This is a genomic window from Streptomyces sp. DS1-CR2 (assembly GCF_055760475.1).
In genome coordinates, this window is sequence record NZ_CM147085.1 from 690744 (window position 1) to 706230 (window position 15487).

The following is a 15487-nucleotide window of genomic DNA, read 5'->3' on the forward strand; positions in this document are numbered from 1 at the left end:
CGGGGTTGCGCGCCGTAAAGAAGGACCGCCAGGGTGGGGGCCGGGCGGGCTTCTGAGCCGATCGTTCCGCCGCAATACCGCCTCCCCGCTCGCAGTGCTGCGCCGCCGAGGACTACGGGTTGGGGGCCTGTGGCCGGCGCGTATGTGTGCAGCAAACCACCGCTGACGGCGACTGGCGTGCCGCCCCATGTGGAGACCTCCGCCCACCAAGCGGAGGGGCAATGGTCTCCACATGTTTCGGAGTTTCGGTCATCGCCTCGCGGGCTCGAGTCCTAGCCACCGCGGCCACGGTCGTGGACCTCGCGCATGGCCTTGTTCGTCTCCGCCTTGGCCTGGTCAGCCTTGCCGTCGGCCTGCATGCGGCGGTCGTAGGCGAGCTTGCCGATCATCTGCTTCGCCTTGCCCTTGACCTTGTTCCTACCGACCTTGCCGGTCATGGTGACCCCTTCGTCGCCGGCGTCGACAGCGGGTGTTCGTCAGTCGGTGGACAGCGCCTCAAGGAGTTGTCCGACCTGCAGGTCCGGCAGGGCGCGGGCAACGTCGGCCTGCGCAACCATGCCGACCAGGATGTGCCCGTCGATGACGGGCAGCCTGCGGACCTTGTGGGCGGACATCGTGCGCAGTATTTCAACGGCGTCGTCATCGGCGCCGATGGTCACGGCCTCACCCTGGGCCAGCTCCCCCACCTCGGTGTGCGCCGGGTCCTTCCCCTCGCCCAGGACCTTCACCACGATGTCGCGGTCGGTCAGAACGCCCTTGAGCCTCTCGTTACTGCCGCAGATGGGCAGCGCTCCGACGCCGAGTCCGGTCATCTTGCGCGCCGCGTCCAGAACGCTCTCGTGCTCACCGACACACTGTGCGTCTGCGGTCATGATCTCTCGCGCGGTTGCCATCATGCAGCCCCTTCGGATGCTGGTCGTTCAGTGCTTGCGGCCGGTCAGCAGGTCGTGGTCGTGGTCGACGAGACCGGCGCCGGGACCGAGGATCTTGTTGCCGGGAGGTGCGGTGGGCGCGGAAGGCGACGTGTTCACGCATCGCCGGGTAAACGTTCTGCTCCTCGGCGACCGAGTGCCGTACCCACTCGACCGTCAGTTCATCCGCCGGCTCGCGGCGCCGGGTGTCCCGGGCCGGCTGCGCCTCGATGCGGATGAACAGCTCGTCCACCTCACGATGGCCGACTGTCAGCTCCGCGATGACGTTTCCACCGTGCCCCGTTGCGGGGCCCTCCTCTTCGATCTGTCACCGGGAACGAGCAGGCACGCCCGCCTCTGGAGCGCCCGGGTACCCGAAGGCCACGCCGCCACGCACACCGTTGCCTCGCCGGCCTGGCGCATCTGCTCCTCCGCCGACAGACCGCCGCGGCCCGGAACCACCACGAACGCATGGATTCCACGGGTCACCCACTGGCCCGCGCGTCGTGTGTCCGTGACGATCACGGGTACTCGACCGCGACGGACCCGCGGCCCGGCGGAGGGAGATGCCGTGAGCGAGAAGGACAAACTGCGGACCTATCGCGGGAAGCGGCACTTCGCCCGGACGAGTGAGCCGAGCGGCGAGCGGACGAGTGAGCCGAGCGGCGAGCGCGATAGGAAGGCCGAGGCGCCACCGGTCATGGGCGAGGAGCCCACGTTCGTGGTGCAGATCCACGACGCGAGCACGATGCACTTCGACTTCCGCCTCGAGGTCGAGGGAGTACTGAAGTCCTGGTCGGTCCCGAAGGGGCCCTCCCCCGACCCGCAGGACAAGCGACTCGCCATCCCCACCGAGGACCACCCCCTGGACTACAGGGATTTCGAGGGGTTGATCCCAGAGGGCGAGTACGGTGGCGGAACCGTCATTGTCTGGGACCGTGGTACGTACCGGCCGACCAGCCATGACAAGCGGAACCGGCCGGTGCCGTTCGGGCAGGCCCTGGAGGACGGCCACGCCACGTTCGAGCTGCACGGCAAGAAGCTGCACGGCCAGTACGCACTCACCCGGTTCCACGGCCGTGAGGAAGCGAGCGACGGGGTCGCCAAGAAGCCGACATGGCTTCTCGTTCGGACCGGTCACGGACACGGGAGCGGTGGCAGCACCCCCGATCCACGGCGGGCCCGCTCGGCCCGCAGCGGCCGAACGCTGCGCCAGGTCGCCGAGGCGCCGGACGTCTTGACTCAGATGGTCGGAGCACACACCCCTCCCCCATCGCCGGGTGACAGCCCCTTCTCGCCGGGGACACGATGGTGCCGCATAGTTGGATCACTCCTGGGTACCGGAGAGCGGAGATGGCAGACCCCCACCCGGCGATCCCACGCCGGGCGGCCCACTCGGAGCCACGAGGGGACAAACGATGTGTGACAACAGCATCCCCGAGGAACTGTTCGCGGCCGCCGCCCAGGACGCCCTACGCGACCTCCACCGAGCACCCGACGACCTGGCGGCGCTGGACACACTGGCCGCGTGCGACATTCTCGTTCCTGAACCTACCGATCTCGGCACTCACGACCACTCGGAAGACGGCGGACTGACGCTTCCCGTGATCGACGACCCACCACGCCTCCGTGCCGTCCCCGTCTTCACATCAGCAGAGCGAATGGGCCAGGCACTCCCCGACATTCTCGAAAGTCACCAGATACAACTTGGACTGCTGGCAGCCAACTGGCCCACCGACGAAGACCTGGCACTGCTCATCGACCCCGGCCACCACGACGGCGTGATCCTTACAAGTAGAGGCGTACGAGCCCTGCTCGCCCCGCCCCGGTCATGAGTGGCACGGCGCACCGCGGACTCCTCGGCCCTTGCCCTGGCGGCCGCCTTCATGCCTCAGGCCGTGTCCCCCACGAACACCGCGTCGGAAGCGTCCGTCTCCGCGAGCTCCAGCGCCCGGTGAATCGGGTGGGGGGCAGGCTTTCACTCGGGCACCTCGTCCGCGCTCGCCACCCCCGGCGGCGCGCGGCTCAGCGCCGCGCAACACCGGAAGCCAGAAAGCCGCCGCTTGGCGCACCGGCCGCCCTGCTCGCCGCCGCCCTGTCGCCCGTCCTGATCGCTGCGCCTCGCACCGCCGCCAGTCGCGCCGCCCACTCCTGCACCGACCACATTGGCTACGTTGCTGAGGTGACCCACGCCATCACCACGGCCCCGTCCACCACGCCCCTCGCCCTGGAGCACCGCCGGAGTGCTTCTCGGGCTGCTGTCCACAGGCCTCGCAGACGGGCTCGCCCGGACAGCCGTGCACCGCAGCACGTGGCACCGCGCTCGCCGGGCACTGTCCCTGCCACGACTGCACTCAGGGCGCGGCAGTGACTACTCCGCCTTCGCGGTGCCCAGTATCGCCACCATCGCCGTACTCCTCCTGCAAGCCGGAGCTCAAGAATGGGCGCGGCCCGCGACCGAACGGAAAGCCCGCCCCACTCCGAGCACCTTGTAGCCGGCCCGTCTGCTCAGGCGCGCCCCGACCCGACCTCGCTCGCGAATTGCCTCGCCCCTGCTCGCGTCCACGGTGGAACGATGGCTGACGCCCAGCTGCAGCGAAGTGATCCGGATGAGGACAAGAGGACGACTGTCACCGTCCTTGTCGCCCTCGGCGCCAATCTCGTCATCGCCCTGGCCAAACTGCTCGGTGGGCTCTTCTCGAACTCGCCCGCCCTGTTGTCCGAGGCGGCACACTCGGTGGCCGACACCCTCAATGAGGTCTTCCTGCTGGCCTCACTCAAGCGCAGCACCCGCGCCGCGGACGTCAGACATCCCTTCGGCTATGGCAAAGAACGCTACTTCTGGTCCTTGCTCGCCGCCGTCGGCATCTTCGTGATGGGCGGCTGCTTCTCCTTCTTCCAGGGGGTCGAGGCATTGCGTTCGGGCGGCTCCGAGACACGCACCGGCTACGTCGTCGGTCTCTCCGTGCTCGGCGTCGCGCTCCTCGCGGAGGGGTCCTCTCTTGTGAGGGCTCTGGTTCAGACCCGCAGCAATGCCCGGCACGCCTCGCGCGGCATGGTGCGCGAGATCCGCGCGGGCGACGACCCGGCCCTGCGGACGGTGCTCGCCGAGGACTCCACCGCCTGCCTGGGTGTCGTGCTCGCCATCGCCGGCGTGGGCCTCCATATGCTCACCGGCGACATCGCTTACGAAGCCTGGGCCTCGCTCCTCATCGGTGCCTTGCTCGTCTTCATCGCGTTCCAACTGGCAAGCCAGTCGCGCGAACAGCTGATCGGCGAGGCTGCCGACCCTGTTCTGCGCCGCGAGATCCACGAGTTTCTCGACGAGCAGCGGGAGATCGATACCGTCAGCACCCTGCTGACCATGCGCCTGGGCACCCGATCCACACTCGTCGCCGTCCGCGTCGACCTGGTCGGCGGGATGGACAGCGAGGAAGTCGAAGAGGTACTCGTCCGCATCAAGTCGCACCTGACCCACCGCTGGCCGCTCGCCGACCAGGTCTTCCTGGACGTCACGGAGGCCACCGCGAAGGACCGCGCCCGTGCCGCCGGTGAACGACGCGAGCTGGACGCGACGGTCGAGGCACAAGAGGCACGCGAGCGAGGCGAGGGCGAAGACACGGGACTGCAGGAGTGAATTGCGGGAGCACGAATACCCATGCCGGCAGAGAAGTCTGCTCCCTGGAACAGTGCGGGCACCCAGGCGTCGACGCGGTCGCCGCCCGCGTCGCCTCGCAGGACCCGGCCGACTGTCCCGCTGTACGGGACGGCTGACATCGATCCGCAGCCGGCACGGGACATTTATCGCGCGACGGCCCGCTGGAGCCGATTCCGAACTGTTGGTGACCAGCCATCCCGGGCTGCGCGGATCCCGTCCCATGGCTCGGCGATGGCAGAGGGCCGGGCACCGCCCCGGCTGTCCGAGGAGGATCGCGGTCCGGCTTCAAGCTGGGCCAGAAGCCACATCTCACGAGACATGACCATCGATGAACAGGATCAACACTCGCAACAGGTCCGAGTGCGCAGCGTTTGCCCACACGTCGCGCTCAACTCGAGGGGCGGCGCGCGGCCAGAAGATCGGGCCTTGGGGCATGCACCACTTGCAGGCCCTGTGCCTCGAGTTCTGCGCCGATCTGTGAAGCGCTGGCCGGCCACAGCTCGAATGTCTCCCGCTGCTGGCGCAATACCCGTCCGTCTCGTTCGACGTGATAGGTGAAGACCATCCGCACGACCCCCGCATCGGGTTCCCGGGTGATATCCGCGCCGTAGATGTCCGGGCCTACCCGGACCGGCCCGAGCCGTCCCACCTTCTCGCGCCCGGTCGGCAGTTCGGTGGGCGGAGGGTCGAAGAGCAGTAGCCCACCGGGCAGGAGCGCGCGGCTGACTGCCTGCCAGGTGGAGCGCCGGGTGGCGGGGTCGAGGCAGGCGATGACGTTGGAGGCGACAGCCAGGTCTGCGACCTCCTCGAGTCCCGCTCTCTCGATGGACTCGGGGTGAAGGGTGACGCGGGCACGCTGGTCAGCGCCCAGACCAGCCAGGCGGGACAGCAGGGCCGCGCGCATCGGGGCCGCCGGCTCGACAGCGTGGACCGGCGCGGCGGAGGCGGTCAGCAAGGTCTCGGTGACGATCCCGGTACCCGCACCGACATCAACGATCCCGTGCCGGGCGTGGCGGGCCGCCTCAGCGAAGCGCCGTTTCGCCAAACGGCGGTCGGTTTCGGCCTGGAGCAGATCGTAGAACTCGACAGAGACCGTGTAGTCGGCGCCGGACATCTCACTCACGGCACTGCGGCCAAACGATTTCGGGCGCGTAGCGGGCAGGGTCCGCGAGCGCACCGCCGTTGAGACAGGCGAGGAGTCCGGCAACGTCGACGTGGCCTTCCAGGCACCAGCCGCACGCAGGGCCCGCTCCTCGAGTCCGCGGGACGGCACCGCGACAAACGGCACCTTGGCCCGTGCCGCAGCCTGCACGCCCTGTGGGGCTGTCGCCGGCGAACAGCGCTTGGGCCGGCCCCACGCCCGCCTTCTTCAGAGCAACAGGCCTGCGGTCGGGGGCGGGCTTGCCCGTATCCACACTCTCCCCTCCGGTACCGGCGTCGAGCACATCATCCGCATCCATGACACCGCACATCACCGTAAGGTCCCTCGCCGAGACAAAGAAGGCGAGGACAGTCGTCCAGCCGCGCCTCTTCAGCGTCCGCAGCAGCCCAGACGCGCTGCCAAGGGCCCGCATATTGGGCCAGAGGCGGGCGAACAACGCCTGATTCGCCGTTCTGACCGCCCCGGCCCCGCCACGGTCCTCACTGTTGCCAGGCACGTTGTCCAGCAACTGGTTACCGCACCTGCCGCTCACTCCGTGGATGCGCGCCATCGCCCGACTGTGGCCGAACTGGGCAAGCGCCTCGGTCCAGGCGACCGGGTGCGAGTAGCTCATGACGGGCGGAGGCCCATCGGCATGGAGCAGCGTCACGAGCGGCATCAGCTGCCTCCCTCGCTCGAGCCTCGTCTGCCTGTTCTCGACCCTACGATCAGCCCACTCCCACGGCACGGTCCCCACGGCCGTTTGCCGACGTTGATCAGGGAAACCCGCAGCCTATGACACATCACGCAGGCGGTTGCCGCACGGTGGTGACCACCAGCACGAGCAGTGGCACTGGGTGCGTCTGCGCTGCTGCGTTCGGCGCCCGTGGCGCCCGGTTCCCGCGCTGATCGCCCCCGGCCGGATTGGCCTGAACGGAGTGGTGCGCGAGGCCGCGAGTCGGCGCCGCGAAGTGATCCTCATGGAAACTCGAACACAGCCTCGCCCGGTAGGAGCCGTGATCATGGGAACTGTGCCTGTACCAACCGACCCCGACGTCACCCCCATGCCGCCCCCCGAACCCCCGCCACGCCCTGAGCCCCCGCCACGCCCAGAGCCCCCAGACCCCGGCGAACCACCCGATGGACCGAAACCGGTCGAGCCGCCAAGCCCACCGGATTCCCCGACACCGCCCGGCTCACCCGTCCCGCCACCTGTCCCGCCACCTGAGCCGCCCGAGCCCCCCAGCCCGGATGAGCCCGACCCTCCGGAGCCGAAGCCGGGCCGGCCTCGTCCCATGGAGCCGCCGGACTGATGGACCCTGCGGGTGACGGCATTGGGCACCACGCAGCCGACCGGCCGGCACGTCCACCGAACGTGCCCACCCGCACGCGGCGGCCCGTCCACCGAGCTCGTTGCCCGACGGCCGAAGTTGCCGTGCCCGTCCCAGGCTCGCACGGACCAAGGGGACCGAAGGGCGACCCCGGTCAGCCGGCGCCCATCCACCATCTGGCAACGAGACCGAATGACAACGCCTCGCCCCGCACCCATCCCGGTGGTCCGCTGGACGAAGGAAAGACCGTTGGGGACGGGTGCATCCGATGCCCGTTGCACGGCAGCGTCTTCTGGCTGTCGGGCGGCGAGGTCGTGCGGTGACCGGCGAATCATGGTCGAGCCGAGTGTGACGTCAAGAGAGCAAGCGAGCGGGTCTTCGTACGCTCGGCGGATCAATGGTCCTTACGCTTCGGCGACTTCTGGCTGCGCACTGACGGAACTGCCATCCCCGACCGCGCGCCACAGGCAGTGAAAACAACGGCCACGGAAACGGTCTACGCGCATCAGATGAGGCCTCGGGTCAGGTGGGGTGCGGTGGGGAGACCACCGGGTGTGGCTTGCGCGATGAGGAGGGCGACGTCGTCGTGGTCGTCCGGGTCACGCAGGGTGTCAAGGAGCCACCGGCAGGTTTCGTCGAGTGGTCTGCGGGGTTCGTCCAGGGTGCGCAGGAGAGCGTTCAGGCGCTCGTCGATGGGTTGGCGGCGGGTTTCGACGAGGCCGTCGGTGTAGAGGACCAACCGGTCGCCGGGATTCAGGTCGAACGCGGTGGTGTGGAAGGGGACACCGCCGACACCGAGGGGTGCCCCAGGGGGCAGCTCGAGGAGTTGAGGGTGCCGTCCGGGTGAGGCGAGGACGGGCGGGAGGTGTCCGGCGTTCGCGATATGACACCGGTGAGTGTGCGGGTCGTAGGTGGCGTAGATGCAGGTGGCGATGTAGTGCTCGAGCCCGCAGGTGATCTTGTCGAGGTGCCGCAGGACCTCGGTGGGAGCCAGGTCGAGGTCGGCGAACGCAGATGTGGCGGTGCGCAGGCGGCCCATGGTGGCGGCGGCGTCGATGCCGTTACCCATGACGTCACCGATCACCAGTGCGGTCTTGTCGCCCGCGAGGGGGATGACGTCGTACCAGTCGCCTCCTACCTCGCTGTATGCCTGTGCGGGTTGGTAGAGGGAAGCGACGTTCAGGCCGGCGGGCTGTGGGAGTTCGCCGGGCAGGAGGCTTCGCTGGAGGGTTTCGGCGGTGTTGCGGACGCTCTGGTACAAGCGGGCGTTGTCGATGGCGACGCCGGCGCGGGCGGCCAGCTCTACGGCAAGCAGTAGGTCGTCTGCGTCGAACGGGAGCTGGTTGCGGGCCCGCAGCAGGGCAAACGCGCCGAGGACCTCGTTGCGGGCGATCAGCGGGACCGCGAGGTAGGAGTGCATGCCTGCTTGGGCGAGGATTGCCGCGTTGTCGGTGCCGAGGGCGATGCGCTCCAGATCCTTCTGTCCGGCGTGGGTGACAACGACGGGCCGTCCGGTGTGAACGCATTGGGTGATCAGCCGGTCCGCGCCGGACGGGGCGCGGTCGACGGCCTGCATGGCACCCGCGGCTGGAGTGGCATAGGCCGCGGCCACGGCAAGCGAGCGAAACAGCTCCGGACCCTTGGAGGGAGAGGAGCGGCGCAGGGCCAGAGCGGCGTCAAGGACATCGACCGACGCCACGTCGGCCAGGTCCGGCACCGCTACCCCCACCAGTTCCTGGGCGATGTGTTCAATCTCCAGGGTCGTGCCTACACGGGCGGACGCGTCGGCGATCATGGTCAGGCGGCGCCGGGCCCGGTCCGCCTCGGCAGCTGCCCGGTGGCGTTCGCTGACGTCGATGACCGAGTTCGCCACACCGATCACCCGCCCACTGGCGTCTTCGAGCCGGTAGTGCGACACCGACCAAGCGTGATCGTGGTCCGGATCGGCGCGGGTGCGGCCGACGGTGTGCTGGTCGATCAAGGGAGCGCCGGTAAGCAGCGCCCGGCGCATCGCGGACTCGATCGAGTCGACGTCGAGGGCCGTGAGGATGTCATGCGGGCGCCGGCCGAGGTGATCGGCCGCCGGTATGCCATTGATGCGCTCCAGCTCCGGGTTGACCATCACGTAGCGCAGGTCCGTGTCCAGCAGGGCGATGCCAATGGGAGCCTGCGAGATCAGGCGCTGTGACAGGGCCAGGTCAGTCTCCATCCGCTGCAAGGTGCTCTGATCGGCAGCGATGCCCAAGGCGTAGATGTCGCCGAGGTCGTCCACCAGGCGCATGTTGCGGAACTCCACCAGGCGCGTACTGCCGTCCTTGTGCCGGATCGGGAACGCGCCCGACCAGCTCTCGCCGGTCCCCATCACCTCGGCGAACAGCCTGACCACCAGGTCCCGCCGTTCCTCGTGGACCAGCAGCCTTGCCGCGTACCGGCCCAGAGCCTCCTCGGCCGTGTACCCGAACACCTCATCGGCCTGCGGGCTCCAGAACACGATCCGCCCACTGGCGTCCAGAACGACCGCAGCCACGCTGAGCAGATCGAGCAACCCTCCCGGCGGCGCCGCTCCCGCCCCGCTGTCCCCCTCCCGCTCCCCCTCCTGCCCCGGCCGCGGCTCGTGGACGTCCATCCTGGAGAGCTCCCTCCTCAGCGCAAGCCCACTCAGGACGCGTGCTGGTTGAGGCCTTCCCTTCCATGCTGCTCCCGCAACCCCGTGTCCACGATCCGACAGCATCGCGGGGCACCGCGACACCCATACGTTTCCAAGCGCCGCGAACAGGAGCGCGTAGCTGAAGGGCCGCTCGGACAGCCACCGATGAGCAGGCCGCGGCCACCAAGGGGGTGGCAGCAACCAGGGACGGAGCCAGTGTCCCAGCAGGTCGTGGCGAGGGTCGCTCCGGTACCGGGCGGCGAGGCCCTGACGAAGGCCGCTCCGGTGAGAGGCTCGGCGTCCGGGATTGAGTGGTGCCGATGAGGCGAGCCCGTCAGTCTCGAGGTGCGTGAGCGTCCGAGCGTTGCGGGCGCCGGCCGGAGTCCCCCGGCCTCAGCCGAGGGCGCGGTCGAGGTTGAAGGCCGCGCTGATCAGGGACAGGTGTGTGAATGCCTGCGGGAAGTTGCCCTGTTGCTCACCGGTGCGGCCGATCTCCTCGGCGTACAGGCCGAGATGGTTGGCGTAGGTGAGCATCTTCTCGAAGGCCAGCCGGGCCTCGTCGAGCCGGCCGGCCCGGACCAGTGCCTCGACGTACCAGAAGGAGCAGATGGAAAAGGTTCCCTCGTCGCCGCGGAGTCCGTCGGGGCTGGCCTGCGGGTCGTAGCGGTAGACGAGGGAGTCGGAGACCAGGTCCTCGGTGAGGGCGTCCAAGGTGGAAAGCCACTTCGGGTCGGTGGGCGCGATGAACTTGGCGAGCGGCATCATCAGCACGGAGGCGTCGAGCACGTCGGCGTCCTCGTACTGCACGAAGGCGCCCCGGCGCTCCGACCAGCCGTGGTCCATGATCCGTCGGTAGATGGTGTCCCGGGCCTGGCGCCAGCGGCGATGGTCGGCGGGCAGCCCGCGGTGGTTGGCGAGACGGATGGCCCGCTCGATCGCGACCCAGCACATCAGCTGCGAGTACAGGAAGTTCTTGCGGCCGCCGCGGGTCTCCCAGACGCCCTCGTCGGGCTGGTCCCAGTTGTCGCACACCCAGTCGACCAACTGGCACAGGTCGTCCCACTGCCCGCTGGAGATGGGCTGCGCCCACTTGTCGTAGAGGTAGATGGAGTCGATGAGGGCGCCGTAGATGTCGAGCTGGAGCTGGTCGGCGGCTGCGTTGCCGACCCGCACCGGCGCGGAGCCCTGATACCCCTCCAGGTGGGGCAGCGCGCGTTCGGGCAGGTCGCAGCGGCCGTCGATGCCGTACATGATCTGGAGCGGCCCGGAGCCGGCGCTGTCGCCGGGGCTGATGTGCGTCGTCAGGAAGTTCATGAAGGCCTCGGCCTCACCGCTGAAGCCGAGCCTGAGCAGGGCGTATACGGCGAAGGCGGCGTCGCGGACCCACACGTAGCGGTAGTCCCAGTTGCGCTCGCCGCCGAGCTGCTCGGGCAGGCTGGTGGTGGGTGCGGCGACGATGGCGCCGGTCGGGGCATAGGTGAGGAGCTTCAGGGTGAGAGCGGAGCGGTGCACCATCTCGCGCCAGCGGCCCCGGTAGCGCGACTCGTGCAGCCAGCGCCGCCAGTAGGAGACGGTGGCGTTGAACTCGTGCTCGGCCTCGGCGTGGGCGCAGCCGCGCGGCATCACGTGATCGCCGAGCTGGTCGAGGGCGAACACCGCCGTCTCCCCCTCGCCCAGCTTGAAGTCGGCCCACGCGTCGCCGCCGCCGCTCTCCATCGAGACGGTGGACGTGAGCGCCAGGGACCGCTCCGGCGACTCGAAGAGGATCATGCCGTCCAGGGAGCGCAGAGTGTGCCGATCGGCGCCGTAGTTGAACCGCGGGGCGATCAGGGTCCGGAACGGCACGGTGCCTCGCACACACACCACGCGCCGGATCAGCCGGTGCCGGGGCGCCTCGCCCGGATCCTCGCAGCATATGGGCATGAAGTCCTGCACCTCGCCGACGCCCTCCTCGGTGAAGAAGCGGGTGATCAGCACGTTGGTGTCGGGGAAGTAGAACTGCTTGGTGCGAGCGGGCACGGAGGCAGCCAGCTCGAAGCAGCCACCGCGCTCGGCGTCGAGGATCGCCGCGAAGACGCTCGGTGAGTCGAAGGAGGGGCAGCAGTACCAGTCGATCGTGCCGTTGGACCCCACCAGGGCCACACTGCGCAGGTCGCCGACGAGTCCGTGCTCGGCGATCGGCAGGTAGCGGGGGCTTCGGGGCAGGTGCTGCTCGAATGATGTCTCGGCCATCTGCGGCCTCCCCGGTCTGGTGTGCGGGCTGCTTCCAGCTTAGGAGCGAGTGAGGCGCCGCGGCGTGGGCAGGCGTTCCTGCAACGCCGTCCGGCGCCTCCGGACGCAGGGTGCGCCGAGGCGGGCAATGGAGTGCGAGTGCGCACCGGCCGGCGGCACCGGCACGGATGCGGTTACCCGGGCCGATGAGGAGGCAAGGCAACATGTCGACGTCAACACCCGAAGAGTCGTGGTCGGCCGACGACCGCTGCACCCCGGACGCCTAGCTCCCGCCTTTCGGCCTGCTGTCAACGGCGGCAAGAAGTCAGGCACGGCACGCTCACGGCCGCCCGTCGCCGGCGAGGGCCGGGGCTCGGCCGTGTAGTTCATCAGCGGCTCAGGGCGGTAGACGCCACAGCACGAGCAAGTGCATCACTGGTCATGACGTGGAGCCCAGTGATCGCCTTCGGCGCCTCCGGCCGGCCGGAGGCGCCGAAGGGCCTCAGACCGTGCGGGGTCGGGACCGGTACAGCTGGGTGTGGTACCGGCCCGCGGTCTCCAGCCCGATCGGGTCGTGACCCGCGAGACGAACCTGCTCGACGGCGTATCGCTGTTCCGCCGGGCCGGTGAACAGGCGCTGCGGATAGGTTCGCGCCGGGTCCGTCTCGGTGACCAGCCCGAAGGCGCTCAGCGCGGCGACCACCGGGTGATACGGCACGGTCCGCAAGACGAAGGCATACACCCAGACCGGGACCTCGGCACACTCCAGAAGCGCCTCGAAGGTGCGCCTGGTGATGTAGCCGATGCCTCCGGTGACCGTGATCAGCCCCGTGCGCCCGACGGCGCGCCGCAGGTCTGGACCGGCCGGAGCCTGCTCGAGGTTCTCGGCATACGCCTCGTCGAGCAGGCCGACGTCGAGGGCATACCGGACGGCCTGGTCCGCGGCGTCGACTCCGATGACCGGTGTCGCGTCCGGGCGGCGCCGGGAGGCGTAGAACTCCTTGTCCACCTCGATGAGTTCAGCGGTGGTGAGGGATTCTGCGTCGGGGCCGGTGTAGTGCTCGTACAGCTCGGCGAGCGTGAGGTCGTAATTGAGCAGTGCGGCGTTGATGCCGTAGGAACAGCACAGATCAAGCACCGTGACGGGGTCGTCCGTGCCGTAGGCGGCTGCCCGGTCGGCCCGGGCGCGACGGAAGACTTCCTGGCCATGCTGCGGGATCTCGTACTCCAGTGGTGCGAGCCTGTGGAAGTAGGCGCGCGGATCCGGCTGATTGTAGATGTCGTCGAACCGGGCCTTGCCGTGTGCGGTGGTGCCCGACCGTCCTGAGCTCATGCGACATACCTCCCGCGGTGGGGGGACAGGCTGGCGCTGCGCGGATCACGATCTATCGGCGCTGTGGTGGGGGCCGGTAAAGCGCGAGGGCGAAACCGGCCATGTGCCGGACCTCACCCGGCATCGCGGGCTGCGCTCCGGCCGGTGGGTTTCGGTGCCCACGGGGCACGGGGTGAACGCTCGTCCGCCGCGACATCGTCAGACACGGCAGGCCTTCGCGCCAACCGAGGAGGTCTGCTGGATGATTCATCATCGCACTGCTGCTGCCGCCACGCTCGTCGGCGTCCTGCCGTTCGTGCTCACCGTCGCCGCCCCGGCGCACCCGCCGCCCCCCTCAGGGCGGGTCGCGCCTGCAGCTCCCACGGAGTGCAGCGGGCGTGTGCGGCCTGCCGAGCCGCCCCCGCCGTCAACGGCGGGGACAGGTGAGAACCCGCTTCTGCGGGTCTCCGGTGACCGCCACGTCGCGTGACGCCGGATCGGCACCCCCTCCATCCTCACCGGCCCCTGACCGAAGCGCCCTGGCCGATCGCAGGCTCCGGTTGGCTGGCTGACCACTTCGATGACCAGGAGGGATGCATCGTGGCAACCGAGGCCGTGACCGAGTCGGAGCACCTGAAGAGTTTGATCACCAGCGCCGCGTCGGCGCTGTGGGAGGACAAGGAGGCACTGGGCACGTTCCTCAACGTCGCCCGGCGCAGCGAGACCTTCGCCCCGCTCGCCGACAGCATGGCGCAGTGCGAGGTCCGCCCCGCGAAGCCCACGTTCTACGGCGTGAAGAGCAAGGAATTCCAGGAATGAACCGAATGGTCAGGCGGAGAGTCGGGCTTCCGGGCGATGCAGCGGCCCATCCTCGCTGTCAGGCGGAAGCGGGTTTGGGATCGGCCGCCGCCGAGGCATCGGCTGACGGGTCCACCCCCCCGCCTCCTGCGCTGTCGTTCCTGCCGCCTCCTCGTACGAGAAGGACGCTGAGTGCGGCCAGTATCCCGACCACTGTCAGGCCGACCAGGCCCCCCTTGGTGGAACCCGTCGTGGTCTCCAGGATGCCGAAGGCGGTCGGGGCGACGAAGCCGCCCAGGTTGCCGATGGAGTTGATCAGCGCGATGCCCGGGGCAGCGGCGCGGGCGTCCAGGTAGTTCTGCGGAATGGTCCAGAAGATGGGGGAAGCGGGCTTGAAGCCGACCGCGGCGATGCAGAGGGCACCGAGGCCGAGCCACGGCGAGACGTAGACGGCGAGAAGTGTGCCGAGGCTGCCGATGAGCAGCAGCGTGATCAGCAGGGGGCGGCGCTTGCCCATGCGGTCGGAGATCCGGCCGGAGACCCAGACGGCGGCGATCGCGAACAGCCAGGGGACGGAGGTGAGGAGGCCGACCTGGAACTCGGAGAGGTCGCCGATGTCGTCGACGATCGAGGGGAGCCAGAACGTCACCGCGTACAGGGCGACGTTGATCGCGAAGTAGATCCAGAGGAAGAGCAGCATCTGGGGGTCGGCGAGCAGCTTCCAGCGGGAGACCTTCGCGGTGCCGCGCTTGCTTTCGCGGGCGGCCTGTTCGGCGTCGATCGTGGCTACGAGGCCCTGCTTCTCCTCGTCGGTGAGCCAGTCGGCGCTCTCGATGCTGTTGTCCAGGAAGCGGTGGACGACGAAGCCGAGAACGACCGAGAAGAGGCCCTCGATGAAGAACATCCACTGCCAGCCGGCGTGACCGAGGAGGCCGTGCATCTCCATGAGCGCGCCGGAGATCGGGCCGACGATGACGGTCGCCGTGCCGGAGCCCATGAGGAATATGGAGGTGGCGCGGCCGCGGTGGGAGTCGGGGAGCCAGCGGGAGAAGTAGTAGATGACTGCGGGGAAGAAGCCCGCTTCCGCGACGCCGAGGAGGAAGCGCAGCACGTAGAACATCTCGGCGCTGTTCACGAAGGCCATGGCGGTGGCCACGACCCCCCAGCTGATCATGATCCGGGTGAGCCAGATCCGTGCGCCGAATCGCTCCATGAGGATGTTGGAGGGCACTTCGAAGATCGCGTAAGCGATGAAGAAGATGCCCGCACCGACACCGAACGCGGCCGCCGACAGACCGGTGTCGGCGCTCAGTTCGTCCTTGGCGAAGCCGATGTTGACCCGGTCCATGTAGTTCACGACGAACATGATGAAGAACAGCGGTATGACGCGCTTGAAGATCTTCTTGATGGCGGACTCGACGGCCGGGGGGTGCTGCACGGCGCCGTTGACGGCGCTCTGGGGTACTGCGGACACGAGC

Annotated in this window: 12 protein-coding genes and 1 pseudogene; 5 read left to right on the forward strand and 8 right to left on the reverse strand. The window is 69.0% G+C overall.

The features are described from left to right. Positions 1–272: 272 nt before the first annotated feature. Positions 273–437 carry a CsbD family protein gene (locus ACY0PA_RS03475; RefSeq protein ID WP_473083266.1) on the reverse strand — a complete coding sequence of 55 codons (165 nt, stop codon included), beginning with the start codon at positions 435–437 and terminating at the stop codon, positions 273–275. Positions 438–476: 39 nt separating this feature from the next. Further along, positions 477–893, reverse strand: coding sequence for a CBS domain-containing protein (locus ACY0PA_RS03480; RefSeq protein ID WP_473086226.1), 417 nt, complete (start codon positions 891–893; stop codon positions 477–479). A 589-nt stretch (positions 894–1482) separates the two neighbouring features. Here ACY0PA_RS03480 and ACY0PA_RS03485 point away from each other — a divergent pair. The 3 genes and pseudogenes from ACY0PA_RS03485 to ACY0PA_RS03495 form a co-directional block, all read left to right on the forward strand. Further along, positions 1483–2145: pseudogene (locus tag ACY0PA_RS03485) on the forward strand (DNA polymerase ligase N-terminal domain-containing protein); the annotation flags it as partial. Positions 2146–2329: 184 nt separating this feature from the next. Beyond that, complete coding sequence (locus tag ACY0PA_RS03490; RefSeq protein WP_473083267.1) at positions 2330–2746, forward strand: SseB family protein; 417 nt, start codon at positions 2330–2332, stop codon at positions 2744–2746. 740 nt (positions 2747–3486) lie between these two features. Then, the gene (locus ACY0PA_RS03495) at positions 3487–4548 is read left to right on the forward strand and encodes a cation diffusion facilitator family transporter (RefSeq protein WP_473083268.1); all 1062 of its coding nucleotides are present in this window, start codon (positions 3487–3489) and stop codon (positions 4546–4548) included. A 409-nt stretch (positions 4549–4957) separates the two neighbouring features. Here the strand turns inward: ACY0PA_RS03495 and ACY0PA_RS03500 are convergent, their stop codons facing one another. Further along, positions 4958–5683 (reverse strand): class I SAM-dependent methyltransferase, encoded by a 726-nt coding sequence (locus tag ACY0PA_RS03500; protein WP_473083269.1) that lies wholly within the window; start codon positions 5681–5683, stop codon positions 4958–4960. A gap of 1 nt (position 5684) precedes the next feature. Next, positions 5685–6389, reverse strand: coding sequence for an HAD family hydrolase (locus tag ACY0PA_RS03505; RefSeq protein ID WP_473083270.1), 705 nt, complete (start codon positions 6387–6389; stop codon positions 5685–5687). 633 nt (positions 6390–7022) lie between these two features. Between ACY0PA_RS03505 and ACY0PA_RS03510 the strand changes: the two genes are divergently transcribed. Then, on the forward strand, positions 7023–7364 hold the full coding sequence (locus tag ACY0PA_RS03510) for a Rieske 2Fe-2S domain-containing protein (RefSeq protein ID WP_473083271.1): 342 nt from the start codon (positions 7023–7025) through the stop codon (positions 7362–7364). A 182-nt stretch (positions 7365–7546) separates the two neighbouring features. On the opposite strand, the gene ACY0PA_RS03515 is transcribed toward ACY0PA_RS03510, so the two are convergent. From ACY0PA_RS03515 to ACY0PA_RS03525, 3 genes are all read right to left on the reverse strand, one after another. Next, positions 7547–9667: a SpoIIE family protein phosphatase gene (locus ACY0PA_RS03515; RefSeq protein ID WP_473083272.1), complete on the reverse strand. Its 2121-nt coding sequence runs from the start codon at positions 9665–9667 to the stop codon at positions 7547–7549. Positions 9668–10081: 414 nt separating this feature from the next. Continuing rightward, the gene (locus ACY0PA_RS03520) at positions 10082–11920 is read right to left on the reverse strand and encodes a glycoside hydrolase family 15 protein (RefSeq protein WP_473083273.1); all 1839 of its coding nucleotides are present in this window, start codon (positions 11918–11920) and stop codon (positions 10082–10084) included. Between the two features lie 481 nt (positions 11921–12401). Next, positions 12402–13232 carry a hypothetical protein gene (locus ACY0PA_RS03525; RefSeq protein ID WP_473083274.1) on the reverse strand — a complete coding sequence of 277 codons (831 nt, stop codon included), beginning with the start codon at positions 13230–13232 and terminating at the stop codon, positions 12402–12404. Between the two features lie 579 nt (positions 13233–13811). On the opposite strand from ACY0PA_RS03525, the gene ACY0PA_RS03530 reads away from it, so the two are divergent. Beyond that, positions 13812–14030, forward strand: coding sequence for a hypothetical protein (locus tag ACY0PA_RS03530; protein WP_473083275.1), 219 nt, complete (start codon positions 13812–13814; stop codon positions 14028–14030). Positions 14031–14088: 58 nt separating this feature from the next. On the opposite strand, the gene ACY0PA_RS03535 is transcribed toward ACY0PA_RS03530, so the two are convergent. Next, the gene (locus ACY0PA_RS03535) at positions 14089–15483 is read right to left on the reverse strand and encodes an MFS transporter (RefSeq protein WP_473083276.1); all 1395 of its coding nucleotides are present in this window, start codon (positions 15481–15483) and stop codon (positions 14089–14091) included. Between the last annotated feature and the right edge of the window lie 4 nt (positions 15484–15487).

What these genes read in the sequence shown, in the direction of transcription:
- ACY0PA_RS03500 (WP_473083269.1), bottom strand. Translation starts at nt 5,683, where the DNA reads ATGTCCGGCGCCGACTACACGGTCTCTGTCGAGTTCTACGATCTGCTC.
- ACY0PA_RS03525 (WP_473083274.1), bottom strand. Translation starts at nt 13,232, where the DNA reads ATGAGCTCAGGACGGTCGGGCACCACCGCACACGGCAAGGCCCGGTTC.
- ACY0PA_RS03495 (WP_473083268.1), top strand. Translation starts at nt 3,487, where the DNA reads ATGGCTGACGCCCAGCTGCAGCGAAGTGATCCGGATGAGGACAAGAGG.
- ACY0PA_RS03510 (WP_473083271.1), top strand. Translation starts at nt 7,023, where the DNA reads ATGGACCCTGCGGGTGACGGCATTGGGCACCACGCAGCCGACCGGCCG.
- ACY0PA_RS03515 (WP_473083272.1), bottom strand. Translation starts at nt 9,667, where the DNA reads ATGGACGTCCACGAGCCGCGGCCGGGGCAGGAGGGGGAGCGGGAGGGG.
- ACY0PA_RS03505 (WP_473083270.1), bottom strand. Translation starts at nt 6,389, where the DNA reads ATGCCGCTCGTGACGCTGCTCCATGCCGATGGGCCTCCGCCCGTCATG.
- ACY0PA_RS03490 (WP_473083267.1), top strand. Translation starts at nt 2,330, where the DNA reads ATGTGTGACAACAGCATCCCCGAGGAACTGTTCGCGGCCGCCGCCCAG.
- ACY0PA_RS03480 (WP_473086226.1), bottom strand. Translation starts at nt 893, where the DNA reads ATGGCAACCGCGCGAGAGATCATGACCGCAGACGCACAGTGTGTCGGT.
- ACY0PA_RS03475 (WP_473083266.1), bottom strand. Translation starts at nt 437, where the DNA reads ATGACCGGCAAGGTCGGTAGGAACAAGGTCAAGGGCAAGGCGAAGCAG.
- ACY0PA_RS03520 (WP_473083273.1), bottom strand. Translation starts at nt 11,920, where the DNA reads ATGGCCGAGACATCATTCGAGCAGCACCTGCCCCGAAGCCCCCGCTAC.